Genomic DNA, 19,927 nt, shown 5'->3' on the forward strand with positions numbered 1-19,927 from the left:
GTGTCGAAACAGACACCCTTGCCGACCAGCGTCACCTTGGGCGCGCCCTCCGGCCCCCAGCTCATGTCGATCAGGCGCGGCGCCTCTGCCGACGCACGGCCGACCGCATGGATCATCGGGAAGTTCTGGGTGAGCAGTTCGTCGCCCCTGATGACGGAGATTTCGGCCCCATGAGCCCCGGCCAAGGTCCGCACCGCCTGCTCGAGGTTGTCCGGCCCCATGTCGTTGGTCGGCGTGTTGACCAGGTCGCGCGTCAGGAAGACACCCTCGACTATGCGGCCGACACGTTTTGCATCAACGCCGGACGGCAATTGGAAGCGCAGGGCCTTGCCCGGTTTCTTGCCGTAGCGGGTAAAGACATAGCCGCCGAGCCCCAAAGCGATGGCCGCCAGTTCCGGGTCGGCCGGCGCCGAGGCGAAAAACCATTCGCCCTCCGGCAAGGTTTTCGCCAGCGTGCCGATCGCCAGCGCGACCTCGTCATCGCCGTCGCCGATACCGAACAAGGCGCCGCCGAGCCCGCCGCTCTCGTCCGGTATGATCAGTGTCCTGCCTGTCTCGCCGGAAAAGCCGTTGGCGCGCGCCCATGCCAGGGCAGCGGCAGGTAGGCCCATCGTGTCCAGGCCATTTTGCGTCACCAGGTGAATTGGCAGGGCGGCGTTCGATTTCTTTTCGACGAGTTCGACGGACATTCACGGTCTCCAGTTTGCGGGCAGCACCGCGCCGGTGGACGGTACCACCACGATGGGGCACGCTTTAGCTACAGCAATCCTTGCTTGATGGCACCTGGCCGCACGATCACAAGACTTCGCTGCCCTTGCGAGCCACCGCCCGACCGATGCCCTCCATCGCGCCGAACTGGCTGTCGAAATCAATGCCGTTGAAGGCCTGCACCGCCATGGCCATGCCCCTTACATCCCGCTTAAGGCCGGCGCGCCCGCATAACAATTTTAACCTCCCGTTAGGGTTAACAGAATATTTCTTCGGGAGGGAAGATGGCCACGCAATGGTCACACGCATGAATGGAGGCCTAGGTACTTATGGCGACCAACCGCACGATCAAAGCCAGGGGAAAACGGCTCGTCACCACCGCCTTCATGCTGGCGCTTGCCGCAAGCGTCGCCGGTTGCGGAACGAGCAAATTCACCACCGGCTCCATCGGACGCACCAGCGGCAAGCCGTTGGAAACGATGTCGGCGGGTGAATTGCACACCGCCACCGCCTCACTTGGCCAGTCCTACTCCAGGAACCCCAACGACAAGCGGATCGCGACCAACTACGCGGCCGCGCTGCAGATGGATGGCGACGCCGACCAGTCGCTTGCCGTGATGCGCAAGCTGGCGATCGCCTTGCCGAAGGATCGCGACGTGCTCGCGTCCTATGGCAAGGCCCTGGCCGCCAACGGCCAGTTCGATGCCGCCCTCGACGCCGTGCGCCGCGCGCAGACGCCTGAATATCCTGACTGGCGACTGGTATCGGCCGAAGCCGCAATCCTCGATCAACTCGGCCAGAAGGACGATGCGCGGCAGCTCTACCGCAAGGCGCTCGAGCTCAAGCCGAACGAGCCCTCGGTGCTTTCCAATCTCGGCATGTCCTATGTGCTGGAGGGCGACCTGCGCACCGCCGAAACCTATATGCGCACCGCCGCGCAACAGCCGAACGCGGACAGCCGGGTCCGCCAGAACCTGGCCCTGGTCGTCGGGCTGCAAGGCCGTTTCGACGAAGCCGAAAAGATCGCCTCTCAGGAACTCTCCCCCGATCAGGCGCAGGCCAACGTAGCCTATCTGCGCCAGATGCTGGCCCAGCAGAATGCCTGGAGCCAGCTCAAGGATCAGGACAAGCCGAAGTCGGCGACCAACTGACACCTCGATCTTGGTGTCAACGAACAAGGGCCGTGCTGTCGCCAGCACGGCCCTTGTTCGTTGACGCGGGATTCGCCACGCCGTTACTTACTGTTCGACGGGCCTCCGCCATTGTCGCCGAAGATGCCGCCGCGCTGGCTGACCTGGATGCCGGCGGGTCCAAGGATGATGGCGAACAGCACTGGCAGGAAGAACAGGATCATCGGCACGGTGAGCTTGGGCGGCAAGGCTGCCGCCTTCTTCTCGGCGGCGTTCATGCGCATGTCGCGGCTCTCCGCGGCGAGCACGCGCAGTGCGTGGGCAACCGGCGTGCCGTAGCGCTCGGCCTGGACGAGCGCCTGCGTCACCGACTTGACCGATTCCAGGCCGGTGCGGAGCGCCAGATTCTCATAGGCCTGCTTGCGTTCCTGCAGATAGGAAAGCTCGGCGTTGGTCAGAATGAATTCTTCCGCCAGCGCCACCGATTGTGCGCCGATTTCGTCGGCCACCTTGCGCAGCGCCGCTTCCACCGACATGCCCGATTCAACGCAGATCAGCATCAGGTCGAGCGCGTCCGGCCAGGCCTTCTGGATCGACTGCTTGCGCTTGGTGGCACGGTTGTTGACGTACACGACCGGTGCATAGAAGCCGGCATAAGCCACAACGATGCAAACGAAGAACTTGATGGCCAGCGGCCTGTCGGCCATCCCGCCGAGCACGAACAGGTAGACCAGCGCCAGGCCGAAGCTGATGAAGGGCAGGACCAGGCGAAAGAAGAGGAACCGCGTCAACGGGTTCTGCCCGCGGAAGCCGGCGACCTTGAGCTTTTGCAATGTGCCCTCGTCGGCCAGCGCGCGGCGCAGGTCCAGCCGTTCGACGATGTTGCGCATGCCGATCGACTGCTCCTCGCGCAGGCCCTTGCGGCGGCGATCGGCCTCGACGGCAAGCCTCGCGCGCTGCTTGGCGCGCAGTTCGTCACGTTCCAGAGCGACGGATTTCATGCGCGACTTGAGCTGGTTTCCGCTAAATGCCGGCAGCAGGGTGAACACGGTCGCGAACACCGCTATGCCAACGAGCAGCGCGATCAAGAAGGTCGGATCGGTCAGCGAGTTGATGACGTTTTCGGTCATGGGGAGGTCCCGGATTCTCTAGACATCGAAGTTCATCATCTTGCGCATCACCATGATGCCGATCGACATCCAGACGGCCGAGCAACCAAGGACAAGATGTCCGACGCTGGTGGTGAACAGCGGCATCAGGTAGGTCGGGCTCGACAGATAGACGAGGAAGGCGACGATGAAGGGCAGCGCGCCGATAATGGCGGCGGAGGCCTTAGCCTCCATCGACAAGGCCTGGACCTTGGCCTTCATCTTCTTGCGATCGCGCAGCACACGCGACAGGTTGCCGAGTGCCTCCGAGAGATTGCCGCCGGCCTGGGCCTGGATCTGGATGACGATGCCGAAGAAGCTCGCTTCCGTGCAGGGCATGGTTTCGGACAGGCGCATGGCCGCGTCGGGGATCGACAATCCCATCTGTTGAGAATCGACGATACGCCTGAATTCCGTCTTCACCGGCTCGGGAGATTCGTTGGCGATCAGCCGCACGGCCTCGTTCAGCGGCAGGCCGGATTTGACCGCGCGCACGATGATATCGAGGGCGTTCGGAAATTCGTTGAGGAATGCCTTGACCCTTCGGCTGCGTTTAAACGAGACGAACCAGCGCGGCAGGCCGAGGCCGCCCGCCAGCAGCACGCCCGGCAACACGATCAGTGGCACGCCCAACACAAAGGCGCCGATTGTCAGGGCGAGGCCACAAGCGGCGGAATAGATATAGAAGCGCTCGACGGTGACCGTCATGCCCGCCTGCCGAAGTTGCGCCTTCAGCGGCGGTTTCTTGACGAGTACATCCTTGGATTTCTGCTTGTCATCAAGCTCCTTCAGCGAGTCCTGAACTGATTTTCGCCGCTTGGCCGCCTCCGCGACGCGGTCGCGCGAGGCCTTGACGACGGACCGGTCCGTCTCCGCGAACTTGATGGTTTCAAGCCGCTTGCCGACCTGTTTCTCATTGGTCATGCGGGTGAACAGGAATGCATAAGCGACCGCGCCGGCGCTGAAGCCGGCGAGCACGACAAACGCCAATATGGTGCCATCAATTCCAAACATTGGCCAGAACCCCCGCGCCGTCAGTCAGCACGTTTCTCCATCGCCTCAAGCGCAACGGCGAGACGCTGCTCCTCGCCGTAGTAACGGGCCCGATCCCAGAAATGCGGCCGACCGATGCCGGTCGACACGTGCTCTCCCATGAGCCTGCCGTTCGCGTCCTCGCCCTTGATGTTGTAGAGGACGATATCCTGCGTGATGATGACGTCGCCCTCCATGCCGATCACCTCGGTGATGTGGGTGATGCGGCGCGATCCGTCGCGCAGGCGCGCCGCCTGGATGATCACGTCGATGGAGCCGACCACGATTTCGCGCACGGTCTTCTGCGGCAGGGAATAGCCGCCCATGGCGATCATGGATTCGATACGGTTCAGGCATTCGCGCGGGCTGTTCGAGTGGATCGTTCCCATCGAACCGTCGTGACCCGTGTTCATTGCCTGCAGAAGATCGAAAACCTCGGGTCCGCGCACTTCGCCGACGATGATGCGCTCCGGCCGCATGCGCAGGCAGTTCTTGACCAGGTCGCGCATCGTCACCTCACCCTCGCCCTCGAGATTGGGCGGGCGGGTTTCGAGACGCACCACATGGGGCTGCTGCAGCTGCAACTCCGCGGAGTCCTCGCAGGTGATGACGCGCTCCTCGCGGTCGATATAGTTGGTCAGGCAGTTGAGCAGCGTCGTCTTGCCCGAGCCGGTACCCCCCGAGATGACGATGTTGCAGCGAACACGGCTGATGATCTTGAGCACCTCGGCGCCCTGCGGCGAAATGGCGCCGAACTTGACCAACTGGTCCAGCGTCAGCTTGTCTTTCTTGAATTTTCGGATGGTGAGCGTGGCGCCGTCAATGGAAAGCGGCGGTGCGATGACATTGACGCGTGAGCCGTCGGGAAGACGCGCGTCGCAGATCGGGCTGGATTCATCGACGCGTCGGCCAACCTGGCTGACGATGCGCTGGCAGATGTTGAGGAGTTGCTGGTTGTCGCGAAAGCGGATGCCGGTCTGTTCGACCTTGCCGTTGACTTCAATGTAGACGTTCTTGGAGCCGTTGACCATGATGTCGGCGATGTCGTCGCGTGCGAGCAATGGCTCCAGCGGCCCATAGCCGAGCACGTCGTTGCAGATGTCGTCGAGCAGTTCCTCCTGCTCGGCGATCGTCATCGCGAAATTCTTGATGGCGATGATGTCGTTGACGATGTCGCGGATTTCCTCGCGTGCACTGTCGGGATCGAGCTTGGCCAGTTGCGACAGATCGATCGTATCGATGAGCGCGGAGAAAACCTGGCTCTTGGTGTCGTAGTAACTTTCGCTTTTTTCACGCGTGGCCCGCTTCGGCTCCGGCGCCAATGGCGGCGCCTCGACCGTGCGGCGAGCCGGCGGTGCGACGGGTGCGCCCGACGGAGCTCCGGTCGGTCTGGCAAGAACCGCCGTATCCGCGGAACCTGGCGCCGCCGACGCCACGGGGGCTGGTGTTGGCTGGCGGAATTCCGGCGTGAACCGGTTGCCGTCGTCGCTGCCTCTTTTACCAAACATGATCGGTTACCGATTCCACAGCTGAAGGGTCACTTCTTGCCACGCGAGAACTTGCCAAGCAGGTTGCCAAGCCCCGGTTTCTTCTTCGTCTTGATTTCGCTGCGTCCGGTCAACACATGGGCGATTTCGTTGATCGTGGCGACAACCGGGTTCTTGGCGTCCATTTCGCCGAGCATGCGCCCATTGTTGGCGGCGTTGCCGAACAACAGCGGATCGAAGCCGATGACCGACATTGGCGACAGGCCGAGCGGCTCGGCGAAATCGGACGGTGCAATCTCGGGGCGCTTGGGAACGCCGGCCTGGTTGATGATCAGCTTGGGCGGCGGATCATTGGGGCGAAGCCGCTTCAACATGTCGAGGAGGTTCTTGGTGTTGCGCAGATTGGCCAGTTCCGGGGTCGCCGTGATGACGATCTCGTCCGCCTTGACCAAGGTGTTCTTGGCCCAGCCGGTCCAGATATGGGGGATATCGAGCACCAGCAGCGGCACGCTGCGCTGGGCGGTGTCGATGAGCTGCGTGAACGCCTCCGCATCGAAATCGTAGACGCGGTCCAGCGTCGAAGGCGCCGCCAGCAGCGACAGGTGCTCGGCGCACTGGGTCAGCAGCCGATCGAGATAGACCTCGTCGATACGTTCCGGCGAAAACACGGCCTCGGCGATGCCCTGTGCCGGATCCTGGTCGAAATTGATGTTGGCCGTGCCGAATGCGAGATCGAGGTCGGCGACGACCACCTCGGACTTGAACAGCGTGGACATCGCCCAGGCGACGTTGTGGGCCATCGTCGAGGAGCCGACCCCGCCCTTGGCCCCGATAAAGGCGATGGAACGGCCGAGCGGTTCGGCTTCCGGATCGACAAAGATCGACGAAACCACGCTGATGATGTCGGCCATCGACACCGGCGCGATAACATATTCGGAAATGCCATTGCGGATGAGTTCGCGGTAGAGACCGACATCATTGTAGTGGCCGATCACCACCACTTTGGAACTCGGATCGCAATATTCCGAGAGTTGCGCGAGTTGCTCGAGCAGTTGCTTCGGCTCGCTACGCGATTCCAGCAGGATCAGATTGGGCGTCGGGGCCGTCTGGTAGAATTCAATGGCGGTAGGCACGCCGCCCATATGCACCTTGAGATGCGCTTTCGCCATGCGGCGATCCTCGCCGGCGCGCTCGACCGGATTGGCCACGCCCTCGGTCTCGCAGAATGCCTGGATCGAGATGCGCGGAATGGGCCGCAAGGCTTGCATCGCGGCCATGTCCTGCTGCGAAGAGTCGCCGTCTGAAGGAGTATCGTAGGCCAGATTGTTCATGTCCGCGTGCTCCAGACTGCGATCGATCAATAGTCGACTTCTGTTCGGGGGACTGGTGAATAGAATGGGACCTTGCGATACCCATCGATAATCACCCCCCGCCGCTCGGCATCGATGGTGGTCTGCTTGCGCGGCCCGAGCAGGTCGCCTGGGTTGGCCATCTGGGCGGCAAGGTTGTTCTGGTAGGAGCAGCCGAAGTCGGCATAGTGCTTGTTGTCAGAGGTATCGCCGAGGTCGGCCGGCCAGCGTCCGCATTTGTCGGTCTGGGCTTGCACAGAGATATAGGCGACACGAACTGGCGACGATATCTCGCTGGATGCCGCCTGATAGGACGTGACGACGATCCGGCTCCGCTTGATGCCGCTGGCGACCGCGAGCCTGGCAAAATCGCGAGCGGCAGCCGTCGCGGCGACCTCGTTGGCCGATCCGTTCGGAACCTGGATCGTGAGCGTCGGGGCGGCACTCCTGTCATATCCGTCCAGGAAGCCGAGGAGCGTATCCCGCTGGGAGCCCGTCATGCCGCGGTCACCGGCGCCGACCGCCAGGTCGATCTTCTGGTTCTTTTCCGCGATCACGATCGGATGCGTGGTGCGATAGTCATCGGGGATGGCGCCGACGGTGATGCTGTCACGCTGGGCGCAGCCAGCGAGCAGAGCGGCGAGTCCGAGCGCCAGGATAGGAACGGCTTGCCGGTGGATCCGCGAACGGCCGGACAGCATCGTGGTGGCGATGGTCCTTGCCTTCAATGCTGACTGAGACATGTCCGTTTCCCCGCTTACTTGTAGATGAAGCCGACAACACCGTGGTAGCGGCCGTTGGGCTTGTCTGTCTGCATGGTGCCGTAGACCCGATTGACGCGGCCAAGGAACATGCCGGCGCCGTCGCTCGCGGCGTTGAAATTGTCATCGGGCTTGGCAAGGTCGTTGCGCGCCACCGGCTTCACCAGATAGGGCGTAATGATGATGACGAGCTCGCTCTCGTTGCGCACGAAATCCCGGCTGCGGAACAGCGTGCCAAGGACGGGGATCTTGCCCAACCCGGGGAACTTGCTGATCGACTGGCGAACATCGTCGCGGACAAGACCCGCAATCATCATCGAGCCGCCGGAGGGAAGCTCGACGGTGGTGTCAGCGAGACGCTTGCGAATGGACAGGATGCTTGCGGCGGGAGCGTTCTTTTGACCCGTCGAAAATGCGGCGGACCCTTCGGTCGTCGGCTCGGAAACCGAGGTTCTGACTTTCAGGCTTATGCGGCCGGCAGACAGCACCACCGGCTGGAATTCCAGTCCGATGCCGTACTCCACCTTGTCGAGCTGGTAGGTCAGCTTCGAAGGGATGCCTTTGGTAATGTCGGGATCGGTGATTTCCTGGCTGGAGACGATGTTGTACTCGCCACCGACTTTGAACGTCGCCTTCTCGCCTGAAACCGCCGTCAGAGTCGGCTCGGCGAGCGTCTTCATCACACCCGACTGTTCCATGGCGTTGACATAGGCCTGCAGCGAAGATGAGCCGATATTAAATCCCGAATTGCTGAGGGCCTTGCCGAGGCCCATGGGGTTGTCGCCCGTCGACATCCAGCTGATGCCGTTGCTCTCGCCGCTGCCAAACATGTTGACGCCGAGCTGCTTCATGACCGAGCGGCTGACTTCGGCAACAGTCACCTTCAGCGTGACCTGATCGTCGCCAGTGATCTGCAGCAGGTTGACGATCCTGCTGGTGCGACGTTCCTGGTCCGGATTGTTGATGTCGACGCCGCTCTGGGCCGAACCGCCGGTAGCGGTCTGTGAATACTGCCCAGTCGTCGCTTCACCACCCGAGACGAAGATCGTCGCCAGATCGACCGCTCGTTTCGCGTCCAGCGGCGTGTCGACCATGCCGGTCAGGACGACGTTGTCGTTGAGCAGTTCGACCTTCACATCGGAGGTGGGGATGAAGCGCTTGATATAGTCCTCGAGGCCGGCAACGTCTCGTTCGACGGCCAGGTCGAGGCTGACGATCTGCTCGCCATTCGGACCGAAGACAAAGATGTTGGTCTCGCCGACCGCCTTGCCGAACAGATAGATACGTCTGGCGGTGCGCGTCACCGCGTCCGCAACCGTCGGGTTGGCGACGAGGATGTCGTAGGCATCGCTTGGCAGATCGATGACAACCGATTTGTTGAGCCCAAGCTTGACGCGCTGGGTGGCCGCCGAAGCCGTCACCTGCGCGTTCTTTGCCTCGACAACGCCCTGCACGTTTGTTCCGACGAGCAGCAGGCCCAATGCCGCGGCCGCGATCGCCGGCAGTTTACCATTTAGCCTCATTTCCTTGCCCCTACTTCGGAAACTTCACCCGACTTGATCAGTCTCACCGTTCCGCCGCGGCCATTGCCGGAAACGAGGTAGTCGGCTTGGTCCAGGTTCTTTTCCTGGGTGTCCGATATCGCCCGCAGCGACAGCGTCAGGCGATCGGCCATCTGCTGGGCAACCGTGATGATTTCAGCCTGCTGCGGCGTCAGCTCCAGCGTGGCGGTCTGGCCCACTTTGGTCTTCTTGCCTTCCTCGTCTTCCTGGATGGTCTGGTCGATTGCCAGGACGCGGATGTTCTTGAGGATGGTTTCTGTGTTGAAGCCGGTGCCGCCGGTGCTGGCATCGGCCCTGCGGGTCATGATGACATCGACAAAATCGTTGGGAAGAATGAAGCCGCCGGCCGAGGTGTCGGCGGAGATGGCGGTGGCGACCGCGCGCATGCCGGAAGGCAGGATCGACGACATGAAGGTCTGTCCTTCGGCGATCAGCTTGGAGCGCCGCAGCGGCTCACCGGTATACATCGCCATGCGGGCAACGGAGCCCTTCAGCTTCTCCAGAGCCTCGGGCTCGGCGGCCCGGGTAATAAAATTGGCGTTTATCCCGTCAGCCGGCCAGGATTGCCATGCGATGTTGTTCTCGAGCGGCATGCCCATCGGAACGTCGCCCGACAGCACCAGGACATCCTGAAGAGCAATTGCAGGAGCCCTGGGACCAGAATCGACAACGATCTGGGTGGGTGGAACCACCATCTTCTTAGCGACATAGCCGGCGCCACCCGCCGCGGCCACCGCCACGCTCAGAATAATCAATCGGGATGCTGGCATCTGTCCGAACCCTCTGCCCTTGGCAAACCACCTAGCCAAGCCGGACTTTGCAGCGACAATCGTCAAAACAAGGTTAATGCAATGCTTACGATCGTGATTAATTTAAGGTTTACATAAATTAGCAGACGACCCGCCGCCTAGCACGGCATCAAGCACCGGTCTGTCTTTAAAGCCGGCGGCGCAGCGGGATAAAGTTACAAAGGGTGGATGGAAATCAGCTCGCCAGCCTGGCCAGCGCCCACACCATCAATGGCGAATCGGGATAGGTCAGCAAACCGCCAATACCCAGCGCTATGCCATAGGGAACGCCGGCCTTCTCGTCGGCGAGATGGCGAAGGAACGCATTTCCACTCGTCACGGTCGCAAGCGGCGATTTCCGATAGATGAGAATAGCAAGCGTCAACAGCCCGCCGATAAAGGTCGACGCCACGAGATATTCTACGAGATGCACGTTGAGCCCCATCCATACTGCGGTGGCGGCCAGCAGCTTGGCGTCGCCGCCGCCCATGCCACCCATGGCGAACAGGCCGAATGTGCAGATGAGGACGAGTGCGCCGGCGGCGAAATGCATGCCAAAGGCTGCCCACGGCATGCCTGTCAGCGGTGCGACCACCGCGAAGACGACGAGAAGCAGCACCGGCACGCGATTGGCAATGGTCATCGACAGCATGTCGGAGATTGCCGCAAAAAGCATGCAAAACGGGAAAACGACAAAGATCAGGGCTTCAAGCATCGGCTCCGCGCCTATGTTCAAATCTACCGCCCCTTGACCATAGGCTGGCAGGATTAATTCTTGATAAGTCCGGGAAACGAAAAACGCCTCTTAAAAGCAACAAGGGCCGCCGTTAGGCAGCCCTTGTTCATAAGACAATCAGCTGCTTTATTACTTAACCTGGCTCGAGATCGAGGTGAACTTCGCGTTCAGGGCATTGCCGAGAGCGCCGGCGCCGGTGATGATGGCGAGCGCGATGAGGGCGGCGATCAGGCCATATTCAATGGCGGTCGCGCCGGATTCGTCCTTCACAAAGCGTGCGATAAGGTTAGACATTTGAGAGCTCCTACTCCACGTGTTACAGCACTCCGTCAACTTCTGTGTTGGTTGATCGGATATCGCCAATCTAGGGGGAAGCTCTTTCGATCGGCTTAAGAAACAGCCTTACCGATTCCTTTCGCGAATCGAACATATTGCATGGTTAACTCAGGACTAAATGGCGGGCCGGCTGGGCGTTACCGAGCGGGCTCCAGTAACCGCGCGCAGGTGGCCTGCGCCGCCATTTCGGGAGCGCCATTGCATGAGCGCATGCTTAACCGTTGGTTCACCAATCCCGTTCATATTCTGTTGAACAAGTCTGCTTTGCGTGGAGCGCACCAATGGTCGAACCGAGATCGTCATTTCTGATTGCCGCGCTTCTTGCGGTTATGACACTCGCCACGCCCGCCATGGCCGGCACCGGCATTCAAGTGACAATGAACCAGGCCAAGATCGTGAAACTGTCACGCCCGGCCGATACCATCGTGGTCGGCAATCCGGCAATCGCCGACGCTTCCGTCCAGGATGCCTCGACCATCGTTCTCACCGGCAAGGGGTTTGGAGTCACCAATCTCGTCGTTCTCGATACCGACGGCAAGCCGATCATCGATGAGCAGGTTACCGTGGTGCGGCAGGACGCCTCCTCGGTGCGCATCTATCGTCGCGCCGAAATACAGACCATGTCCTGCACCCCTTATTGCGAAAGCGCCTTCAAGAGCGACGCCGAGAAGTCTTCCGAAGCCGAGATGAGCATCAGCCGATAGGCGCCACGGCAGCGTTCTGCCCGGGTTACCATCTGGTTAAAGCGCCCGCGCCGACTTTATCGATCATTCAAACCGGACCTAAATTGGTTTCCGCTAATGCTCCATGCAAGACCGCATAGAGATCGGCAGGACCAGGCAATGGGCAAGAAATTCGACCTTACAGACAATCGCATGGCACGGCGCCCAAGGGCGCTCACTCGCTTCTTCCGCGACCGTCGCGGCAGCACGGCACTGGAGTTCGCGATGCTCGCGTTGCCGTTCGCGCTTCTTGTCTTTGCCATCCTGGAAAGCTGCATCTCATTTGCCGGCCAGGAAGTCATGGCCAATATCACCGACGATATCGCGCGCCAGTTGCGCACCGGCCAGTTGAAGCCCGCCGACGTCGACGGCACCAAGCTGAGAGACAAGATCTGCGACAGGCTGGAGATCATCGTCTCTCAGGATTGTCCCAACCTGCTGCTGGTGGATCTTCGCCAATACGCGACTTTCGCCGACGCGGCTTCGGCCAGCTTCCAGATCCGGAACGGCGAGATCGTGCTGATGCAGGGCGCCAACTCGCAGTCCTTCGCGATCGCGCCTGGCCTGGCGGAAACAAAGAATATGCTGCGCGTCTTCTACAAGTGGCCGGTCATGACCGACCTGATGGCCAAGTCGATGGCCAACCTGGAGGGCGGCAAGACCCTGCACTTCGCATCGGTCACCTGGCAGAACGAGCCGTTCGACAACTGAATGCACTGCGGATGCACAAGAAGAAAAGGGCAATGGCATGATGCGTGCGGGGGCACATCCTGGAATTATGAAAGTCTGGCACAAAGTGACCCGATTCCGGTCCGATCTCCGCGGTGTCGCGGCGGTCGAATTCGCCTTGATCGTGCCGATCCTTCTGATCATGTATTTCGTGACCATGGAGGCTTCGCAAGCCGTCGAGACCAGTAAGAAGGTCGGCCGTATCGGCAGCATGGTGGCCGATCTCGTCACCCAGCAGCCAACCATTACCAAGGCGGATATCGACGCCATCATGAGGATCGGCACCGTCACGCTTCAGCCCTACAACCGCTCGGACCCGACCATCACCGTCACGGCAGTACAGCTTACGAGCGACGCCACGCCGGTGGCGAAGGTGGTGTGGTCGCGCAAGCTGGTCAACGGCGTCGCGAGCGCCGGCCCCACGAGCACCACGATCCCGGCGACGCTCAATGTCGCGGGCACCTTCCTCATCCGGGTCGACAGCTATCTCGGCTACGAGCCGGTCATCACCTGGGCGGCGGGCAGCCAGCAGAAGCTTGGCTTGATCACGGCCTTCGACGACATTTCTATGAACGAAACCTACTATCTGCGTCCACGCAGAAGCCTGACAATCCCTTGTAGCGATTGCTGACGGCGCTCATGGCCGCGAGCCGCCGTCCGAAACAAAACGGACGATGGCTTGCGCCATTTCGTAGTCCTTGGCGGTCGCGACGGTGAAACCGCCGGCATGCCTCGATTCCAGGAGATCGTAGACATTCGGCGTCATCGATTTCAGGTTGGTGAGGAAAACGCTGAGCCGGCGCTTGGCTTCCGGGTCGAGATCGGAGCGGACGGCGTGGGGACCATATCTCAGCAGGCCGACAGTCCCGCCGCTTCAAGCCTGGCTTACGTGACCAATGCCTCCGGCTGGCCGTCGGCGGCGGCCGTCATCCAGCCGAACAAGCCATCCGCCTTGCTGTCGACGAGCATCCATTTCAGCCGCCGACGCCGAATCCGCGTGGACCAGGAACGGCGCATCGTCGGCGACCTCGCGGCCTTCCATCGTCAAGGCCGCCAATGGCAAGAGGGAACCGCCGACGCTGTCGGACGGCGCCGGGTTCAGCAACGATGCCGATGCGAAACGTGCCTATATCGTCACGCCAGTCGGCGTGCGCCGGGCATGACCAAAGCGCCCCATGCGTCAACAAGAAAGCCGCATATGCGGTCCGGCCGGATCTCACGGCAGGACCGTCCGTTTTCCCTGTCTCTTGCCCATGTCCGGCATCGAAGCGCGCCACAGGAAACGGATCCATGCGGCGGCCCCGCTTTTCCACGACCACGCAAAAGCTAATGCCGCCTGGCTTGCGAATTGCCATTGCGGCCGGGGAACCCTATGTCTGGTCGTCCAAACTGGCGACAACAACCTCATGGCGCGCGCTTTCCTCTTCGTCCTGGACTCCTTCGGCATCGGCGGCGCGGCTGATGCCGAGCGCTATGGCGACGCCGGCGCCAACACGTTCGCGCATATTGCGGAAGCCTGCGCGGAGGGCCGCGCGGACCGCGAAGGGCTTCGCAGCGGGCCACTGTTTGTCCCCCACATGGCCTCGCTCGGGCTTGGCAAGGCTGTCGAAACGGCGACGGGGCTGAGCTTTGATACCGGCGGGACGCATCTGCTCGCCACGGCATTCCACGGGGCGGCGCAGGAGGTTTCCAGCGGCAAGGACACGCCATCGGGGCATTGGGAGATCGCGGGCCTGCCGGTTCGCGTGGACTGGAGCTATTTCCCGGATACGGTTCCCGCTTTCCCGGTGGCGCTGACCGAGGCGATCATCCGCGAAGGCAAGGTGCCGGGCATCCTCGGCAACTGCCATGCATCGGGCACCGAGATCATCGAGCGGTTCGGCGAGGAACATATCCGTACCGGCAAGCCGATTTGCTACACTTCGGTGGATTCCGTGCTGCAGATCGCCGCGCATGAGGTGCATTTCGACCTGGAACGACTTTACGAATTCTGCCGGGTCGTGCGCGGACTGGTTGACCCGCTGAGGATCGGACGGGTGATCGCGCGGCCGTTCGTGGGCGAGACCGCAGCGACCTTTGAGCGTACGTACAACCGCCATGACTACGCCGTGCCGCCGCCGGAGCCGACCTTGCTCGACCGGCTGACGGCGCGGGGAAGCCGCGTCATCGCCGTTGGCAAGATCGGCGACATCTTCGCCCATCGCGGCATCTCGCAGGTGCGCAAAGCCGCGGGCAACATGGCCATGTTCGACGAGGCGCTGGGCGCGATAGACGATGCCGGCGACGGCGATCTCGTTTTCGCCAATTTCGTCGACTTCGACACCGAATTCGGCCACCGCCGCGATGTCGCGGGATACGCTGCGGCGCTCGAGGCTTTCGACCTGCGGCTCCCGGAGGCGTTTGCGAGGCTGAAGCAGGGCGATCTTCTCATCCTGACGGCCGACCATGGCAACGACCCGACCTGGCGCGGAACCGATCACACGCGCGAACGCATTCCGGTGATCGGCACCGGACCGGGATTCAAGGGCGGTGACATAGGACTCAGGACGACATTTGCCGACATCGGAGAAACCGTGGCCGAGCATCTCGGGCTAGCGGCCGGCCGCCACGGCTCTTCTTTCCTTGCGATGATCGGCGGCCATGCCTGAATTGCCGGAGGTCGAAACGGTCCGGCGTGGACTGCAGCCGGTGCTGGAAGGCGCCACCATCATGCGCGTCGAGGCGCGGCGGCCGGATCTGCGCTTTCCATTCCCCGAAAAATTCTCGCAGCGGCTGACCGGCAAGACCATCACCGCGCTCGGCCGCCGCGCCAAATACCTGACAATGGAACTGGACGGCGGGCCGGTCTTGATCTGCCATCTCGGAATGTCGGGATCATTCCGCATCGAGACGGAGGACGACAGCCACCTGCCCGGCATCTTCCACCATGATCGCTCGAAGAGTTCCAGTCACGACCATGTCGTCTTCCATGTCGCCTCGCCTGCCGGCGCACGATCCCGCGTCATCTTCAACGACCCGCGCCGCTTCGGTTTCATGCTCTTTGCCGAAGGCGCGGCTGAGGACCATCCGATGCTGGCCGGGCTTGGCGTAGAGCCGACCGGCAACAGATTGGACGGCACGCTGATCGCCTCCTTGATGAAGGGGCGGCGATCACCGCTGAAGGCAGCGCTTCTCGACCAGAGACTGATCGCCGGGCTGGGCAATATCTATGTCTCGGAAGCCCTGTGGCGTTCCAGCCTGTCGCCATTGCGCGAGGCGGGCACGATCGCCAAGCCTGGAAAAAAGGCCAAGGCCCAGAGCGAACGGCTGGCCGAGGCCATCCGTTCGGTCATATCGGACGCCATTGCCGCCGGCGGCTCCTCGCTTCGGGACTATATGCAGACCGACGGTTCGCTGGGCTATTTCCAGCATTCCTTCGCCGTCTACGATCGAGAAGGCGAGCCCTGCCCCAAGCCCGGCTGCGGCGGCCATGTCGAGCGCATCGTGCAGAGCGGACGATCGACCTTCTATTGCCGGACGTGTCAGCGGTAAGCTAGACGAGAATCGAGCGAGGAGACACAGCCATGGCCTATGAGACGATCATCACCGAGACACGTGGCAAGGTTGGGCTGGTCACGCTGAACAGGCCGCAGGCGCTCAACGCGCTGAACTCTCGCATCCTCACCGAACTGGTCGCGGCGGTGAAGGATTTCGGCGCCGACGCAAATATCGGCGCCATGGTCATCACCGGTTCCGAGAAGGCCTTCGCCGCCGGTGCCGACATCAAGGAGATGCAGTCGATCTCCTATGTCGACGCCTACGCCCAAGACTTCTTCGTCGGCTGGGAAGAGCTTACGCGGGCACGAAAGCCGATCATAGCGGCCGTGGCCGGATATGCGCTCGGCGGGGGTTGCGAACTGGCGATGATGTGCGATTTCATCATTGCCGCCGACACCGCGAGGTTTGGACAGCCGGAGATCACGCTCGGTGTGATTCCTGGCATGGGCGGATCGCAACGGCTGGCCCGCTTCGTCGGAAAGTCGAAAGCGATGGACATGTGCCTGACCGGGCGAATGATGGATGCGGCCGAAGCCGAGCGCTCGGGCCTGGTATCACGCGTGGTGCCCGCCGGCGCGCTCGTCGAAGAGGCGGTCAAGGCTGCAGCCAAGATCGCCGACTTTTCGCTGCCGTCGGTGATGATGGCCAAGGAGGCGGTCAATCGTGCTTATGAGACGACGCTCGCCGAGGGCCTGCGCTTCGAACGGCGGCTGTTTCATTCGCTGTTCGCGCTCGAAGACCAGAAGGAGGGCATGGCGGCCTTCGCCGAGAAACGGAAGCCCAATTTCACCAACCGCTGAAGCGTGAAAGGCGACGCTCACCAGGTGGGTCAAAAAGAAGGACGGGCAGCGTTGACGCGCCGGAAAAGCTGAACTATAAGCCGCACCAACCGAGGCGGCCCCGTTGCTGCCCGTTTGTTTTTTGCGCCCTGCGGCACCCCGCATGCGCCCACCAGATCAGAAGAGAGGCATCATGGCCAATACATCCTCGGCCAAAAAGGCAACGCGCAAGATCGTCCGCCGTGCGGCGATCAACAAGAACCGCCGCTCGCGTGTCCGCACCTACATCCGCCAGGTCGAAGAGGCGCTTGCCTCCGGCGACAAGGCGGCCGCGCAGGCTGCTTTCAAAGTCGCCGAGCCGGAATTGATGCGCGCCGCGACCAAGGGCGTGATCCACAAGAACACAGCGTCCCGCAAGGTGTCGCGCCTGGCCCAGCGGCTCAGGGTTCTGTCGGCCTGATAAACGTCTTCCTGACTGAACTTTCTAAAAGCCCGGCCGATCGCGCCGGGTTTTTTCGTTTGCCGGCAAGTACTTAAAAAGAATGCTCGGAAACGTCTCCGGCCGCGGGTTTCAGCATCCGAAATGCTTTGCCGGCACAACCGCCCCCGGTGATCGTCGGCATACCTGAACCAGGCTAGCCCGAAAAATTCATTGCCCAGCAAAAATCAATATTTTTCAAATAGTTACCGGTGGTCATCCACAGCTTGTCCACATCCGGACGGGGCGATCGGGGACAAGTAGCTGTCAAGCGAATTATTTGAGAAAATTTCGCGGCGCGCCGCCTTTTTCATATTCGCCGGAAAAGGGTTTGAATCACAATGGCTTTGTCAGAATGTGCCGTTGCGACATGCCATCCCAACCCTCATTCAAGAACCAGATTCCTTAAAAATCGGTTAGGGGTGGCCTTGCCCTATCCACAGCGATTTCGGTAATGTCGGTCTATCGAAAGGGACGGGCCTGCGGCCCTCAACCCAGCCTGAACTGGCCAGCTTAAATTGGCGGCATTTGCAACGCGGATCAAGTCCGCGAACGGGCTTGGTTTGTCTTTTTCGGTACGGTAGGGGACTGGCGTAACAAGACATGGCAGGTAGACAGCGCGCCGGCGCTTTTCGCCGGATGGCGTTGTATTGCCGTGACACACCCGACACGGACTGGCTTCCATGGCCAGCACCGGTTCCCCGGATATTGGGCGATGGCATTTGTCGGCGGCGGCAAAGGACATCGTAGCGAAGACGAAGGTGCCGGAACAAGGATGCTGGAGGCGCATCCCCGGCGGGAAACAGGTACGGAAAGGCAAGGAAGAACCATGCAGAGCGGCATCGAAAGGGAGCTTACGGGCGACCTCCCATTTCCTGGAACCTTGATCGGAGCAAATGACATGATGGTCTCCAGCGACGCGGAGCAGAAGTTCGACAGGGTCAAGGCCCAGTTGAAGGCGCGTCTGGGGACCGAGGTCTATTCGAGCTGGTTTGGCCGCATGAAGGTGGCGGAGGCCTCCAAGGGCATCGTCCGCATCTCGGTGCCCACAGCTTTCCTGCGCTCATGGATCAACGGTCACTATCTCGACCTGATGTCGGAGCTGTGGAAGCAGGAGGACGCCAATCTTCTCAAGATCGAGATAGTCGTTCGCACCGCGACCCGCCAGGGGCGCGGCCAGGCCGAGCCTGACCTGGCCCCTGCACGCAAGATGACCCGGCAAACGCAAACGGCGCTCGCCGCCGGCACCGTCAGCCCCGGCCGCGCCGAGCGGACACCGCCTCCGCGCCCGGGCACGCCGGTAGAGACCGAGTTCCGGCACAATGTGCTCGGCTCACCGCTCGACCCGCGCTACACATTTGGCTCCTTCATCGAGGGTCCGTCGAACAGGGTGGCCTTCGCCGCTGCCAAGGCAGTGGCGGAATCGCAGTCGAGCGCGGTGCGCTTCAATCCGCTTTTCCTCCACGCGACCGTCGGACTTGGCAAGACCCACCTGCTGCAGGCCATCGCGGCGGAATCGCTGAAGCAAAACCCCAAGTCGCGCGTCGTCTATCTTACCGCCGAGTATTTCATGTGGCGCTTCGCCACCGCGATCCGCGACAACAATGCGCTGACGCTCAAGGAGCAGCTGCGCGACATCGACCTGCTGATCATCGACGACATGCAATTCCTCCAGGGCAAGTCGATTCAGCACGAATTCTGCCATCTGATCAACATGCTGCTCGACAGCGCCAAGCAGGTGGTCGTTGCCGCCGACCGGCCGCCGTCGGAGCTGGAATCGCTCGAGCCGCGGGTGCGTTCGCGCCTCAATGGCGGCGTCGCGCTCGAGATGTCGGCGCCCGATTTCGTCATGCGCCTTGGCATGCTCAAACTGCGCCTCGCCACCGCCAGGGTCGATGACGCCTCGCTGGACATTTCGGAAGAGATCCTCAATCACGTCGCCCGAACCGTGACCGGAAGCGGTCGCGAGCTCGAAGGCGCTTTCAATCAACTGCTTTTCCGCCAGTCCTTCGAGCCGCAGATCACCATCGACCGTATCGACGAAATCCTCGGCCATATCTATCGGACAGGCGAGCCGAAGCGGGTGCGCATCGAGGATATCCAGCGGATCGTGGCGCGCCATTACAACGTGTCGAAGACCGAGTTGCTGTCCAACCGGCGCACACGCACCATCGTCAAGCCGCGGCAGGTCGCCATGTACCTGTCGAAGGTCATGACGCCGCGCTCGCTGCCGGAGATCGGACGGCGTTTTGGCGGTCGCGATCACACCACGGTGCTGCACGCCGTGCGCAAGATCGAGGACCTTTCCGGCAATGACAACACGCTGGCGCAGGAACTCGAGCTGTTGAGAAGGCTGATCAACGACCAGGCCTGATCGCCTCGAAGAGCTGACCCGGAAGGCTTTTGGAAATCAACGGGTTGCCTGTACGGCTCGGAGGGCCGAACGGGCCGGCCGCGCCCCTGGCGGGCGGCCCGAATTCCGGATTGATCAGCCGGGCACGCGGACTTAGTGCCCTTTATCCCCAGAAAGCCCGCGGAGCCGGCCCGAACCGATGGCGCGGGCTTGCGTTCGCTGGTTTTTTCCTGTCAGTTTACGCAGATTCTGAGCCTGTTCAGACCTTTCGCGGGGCGCCGGTCGCCGGAGA

At 61.8% G+C, this 19,927-nt stretch carries 19 protein-coding genes and 1 pseudogene; 9 read left to right on the forward strand and 11 right to left on the reverse strand.

Annotation, left to right across the window (positions count from 1 at the left end; all coding sequences use genetic code 11):
- Nucleotides 1-689 (reverse strand): annotated as a pseudogene (locus WC739_RS04880) (leucyl aminopeptidase family protein); the annotation flags it as partial.
- Nucleotides 690-1,037: 348 nt separating this feature from the next.
- Here WC739_RS04880 and WC739_RS04885 point away from each other — a divergent pair.
- Nucleotides 1,038-1,859, forward strand: a complete 822-nt coding sequence (locus tag WC739_RS04885; RefSeq protein WP_372951889.1) for a tetratricopeptide repeat protein — start codon at nt 1,038-1,040, stop codon at nt 1,857-1,859.
- A gap of 83 nt (nt 1,860-1,942) precedes the next feature.
- On the opposite strand, the gene WC739_RS04890 is transcribed toward WC739_RS04885, so the two are convergent.
- The 9 genes from WC739_RS04890 to WC739_RS04930 all read right to left on the reverse strand — a co-directional run bounded on the left by WC739_RS04890 (nt 1,943) and on the right by WC739_RS04930 (nt 10,995).
- A complete protein-coding gene (locus WC739_RS04890) occupies nt 1,943-2,968 on the reverse strand; it encodes a type II secretion system F family protein (protein WP_372951890.1) in 1,026 nt (341 codons plus the stop codon).
- An 18-nt stretch (nt 2,969-2,986) separates the two neighbouring features.
- Nucleotides 2,987-4,000: a type II secretion system F family protein gene (locus WC739_RS04895; protein WP_372951891.1), complete on the reverse strand. Its 1,014-nt coding sequence runs from the start codon at nt 3,998-4,000 to the stop codon at nt 2,987-2,989.
- A gap of 20 nt (nt 4,001-4,020) precedes the next feature.
- Nucleotides 4,021-5,526, reverse strand: a complete 1,506-nt coding sequence (locus WC739_RS04900; protein WP_372951892.1) for an ATPase, T2SS/T4P/T4SS family — start codon at nt 5,524-5,526, stop codon at nt 4,021-4,023.
- Between the two features lie 29 nt (nt 5,527-5,555).
- Nucleotides 5,556-6,836, reverse strand: coding sequence for a CpaE family protein (locus WC739_RS04905; protein ID WP_372951893.1), 1,281 nt, complete (start codon nt 6,834-6,836; stop codon nt 5,556-5,558).
- Between the two features lie 26 nt (nt 6,837-6,862).
- On the reverse strand, nt 6,863-7,597 hold the full coding sequence (locus WC739_RS04910; protein WP_372951894.1) for a CpaD family pilus assembly protein: 735 nt from the start codon (nt 7,595-7,597) through the stop codon (nt 6,863-6,865).
- Between the two features lie 14 nt (nt 7,598-7,611).
- On the reverse strand, nt 7,612-9,138 hold the full coding sequence (locus WC739_RS04915) for a type II and III secretion system protein family protein (protein WP_372951895.1): 1,527 nt from the start codon (nt 9,136-9,138) through the stop codon (nt 7,612-7,614).
- On the reverse strand, nt 9,135-9,947 hold the full coding sequence (gene cpaB, locus WC739_RS04920) for a Flp pilus assembly protein CpaB (protein WP_372951896.1): 813 nt from the start codon (nt 9,945-9,947) through the stop codon (nt 9,135-9,137). Before cpaB ends, WC739_RS04915 begins: the two co-directional genes overlap by 4 nt.
- Nucleotides 9,948-10,161: 214 nt before the next feature.
- Complete coding sequence (locus WC739_RS04925; protein WP_372951897.1) at nt 10,162-10,680, reverse strand: prepilin peptidase; 519 nt, start codon at nt 10,678-10,680, stop codon at nt 10,162-10,164.
- Nucleotides 10,681-10,830: 150 nt separating this feature from the next.
- The gene (locus WC739_RS04930; RefSeq protein WP_372951898.1) at nt 10,831-10,995 is read right to left on the reverse strand and encodes a Flp family type IVb pilin; all 165 of its coding nucleotides are present in this window, start codon (nt 10,993-10,995) and stop codon (nt 10,831-10,833) included.
- A 323-nt stretch (nt 10,996-11,318) separates the two neighbouring features.
- Between WC739_RS04930 and WC739_RS04935 the strand changes: the two genes are divergently transcribed.
- The 3 genes from WC739_RS04935 to WC739_RS04945 all read left to right on the forward strand — a co-directional run bounded on the left by WC739_RS04935 (nt 11,319) and on the right by WC739_RS04945 (nt 13,119).
- Nucleotides 11,319-11,741, forward strand: coding sequence for a pilus assembly protein N-terminal domain-containing protein (locus WC739_RS04935; protein WP_372951899.1), 423 nt, complete (start codon nt 11,319-11,321; stop codon nt 11,739-11,741).
- A gap of 138 nt (nt 11,742-11,879) precedes the next feature.
- Nucleotides 11,880-12,470, forward strand: coding sequence for a TadE/TadG family type IV pilus assembly protein (locus WC739_RS04940; protein ID WP_372951900.1), 591 nt, complete (start codon nt 11,880-11,882; stop codon nt 12,468-12,470).
- Nucleotides 12,471-12,507: 37 nt separating this feature from the next.
- Nucleotides 12,508-13,119 (forward strand): TadE/TadG family type IV pilus assembly protein, encoded by a 612-nt coding sequence (locus WC739_RS04945; protein WP_372951901.1) that lies wholly within the window; start codon nt 12,508-12,510, stop codon nt 13,117-13,119.
- 6 nt (nt 13,120-13,125) lie between these two features.
- Here the strand turns inward: WC739_RS04945 and WC739_RS04950 are convergent, their stop codons facing one another.
- Nucleotides 13,126-13,254 carry a hypothetical protein gene (locus WC739_RS04950; protein WP_372951902.1) on the reverse strand — a complete coding sequence of 43 codons (129 nt, stop codon included), beginning with the start codon at nt 13,252-13,254 and terminating at the stop codon, nt 13,126-13,128.
- A gap of 640 nt (nt 13,255-13,894) precedes the next feature.
- Here WC739_RS04950 and WC739_RS04955 point away from each other — a divergent pair.
- From WC739_RS04955 to dnaA, 5 genes are all read left to right on the forward strand, one after another.
- Nucleotides 13,895-15,136, forward strand: a complete 1,242-nt coding sequence (locus WC739_RS04955; RefSeq protein ID WP_372951903.1) for a phosphopentomutase — start codon at nt 13,895-13,897, stop codon at nt 15,134-15,136.
- Nucleotides 15,129-16,019, forward strand: coding sequence for a bifunctional DNA-formamidopyrimidine glycosylase/DNA-(apurinic or apyrimidinic site) lyase (mutM, locus tag WC739_RS04960; RefSeq protein ID WP_372951904.1), 891 nt, complete (start codon nt 15,129-15,131; stop codon nt 16,017-16,019). Before WC739_RS04955 ends, mutM begins: the two co-directional genes overlap by 8 nt.
- 32 nt (nt 16,020-16,051) lie before the next feature.
- Entirely contained in the window at nt 16,052-16,825 is a 774-nt protein-coding gene (locus WC739_RS04965) for an enoyl-CoA hydratase (RefSeq protein ID WP_372951905.1), read from the forward strand.
- 172 nt (nt 16,826-16,997) lie between these two features.
- On the forward strand, nt 16,998-17,264 hold the full coding sequence (rpsT, locus tag WC739_RS04970; RefSeq protein WP_224665257.1) for a 30S ribosomal protein S20: 267 nt from the start codon (nt 16,998-17,000) through the stop codon (nt 17,262-17,264).
- 919 nt (nt 17,265-18,183) lie between these two features.
- Nucleotides 18,184-19,656, forward strand: a complete 1,473-nt coding sequence (gene dnaA / locus WC739_RS04975; RefSeq protein ID WP_372951906.1) for a chromosomal replication initiator protein DnaA — start codon at nt 18,184-18,186, stop codon at nt 19,654-19,656.
- Nucleotides 19,657-19,927: the final 271 nt, after the last annotated feature.

Origin of the sequence: Mesorhizobium sp., assembly GCF_041661565.1 — a bacterium.
Taxonomy (GTDB): domain Bacteria; phylum Pseudomonadota; class Alphaproteobacteria; order Rhizobiales; family Rhizobiaceae; genus Mesorhizobium.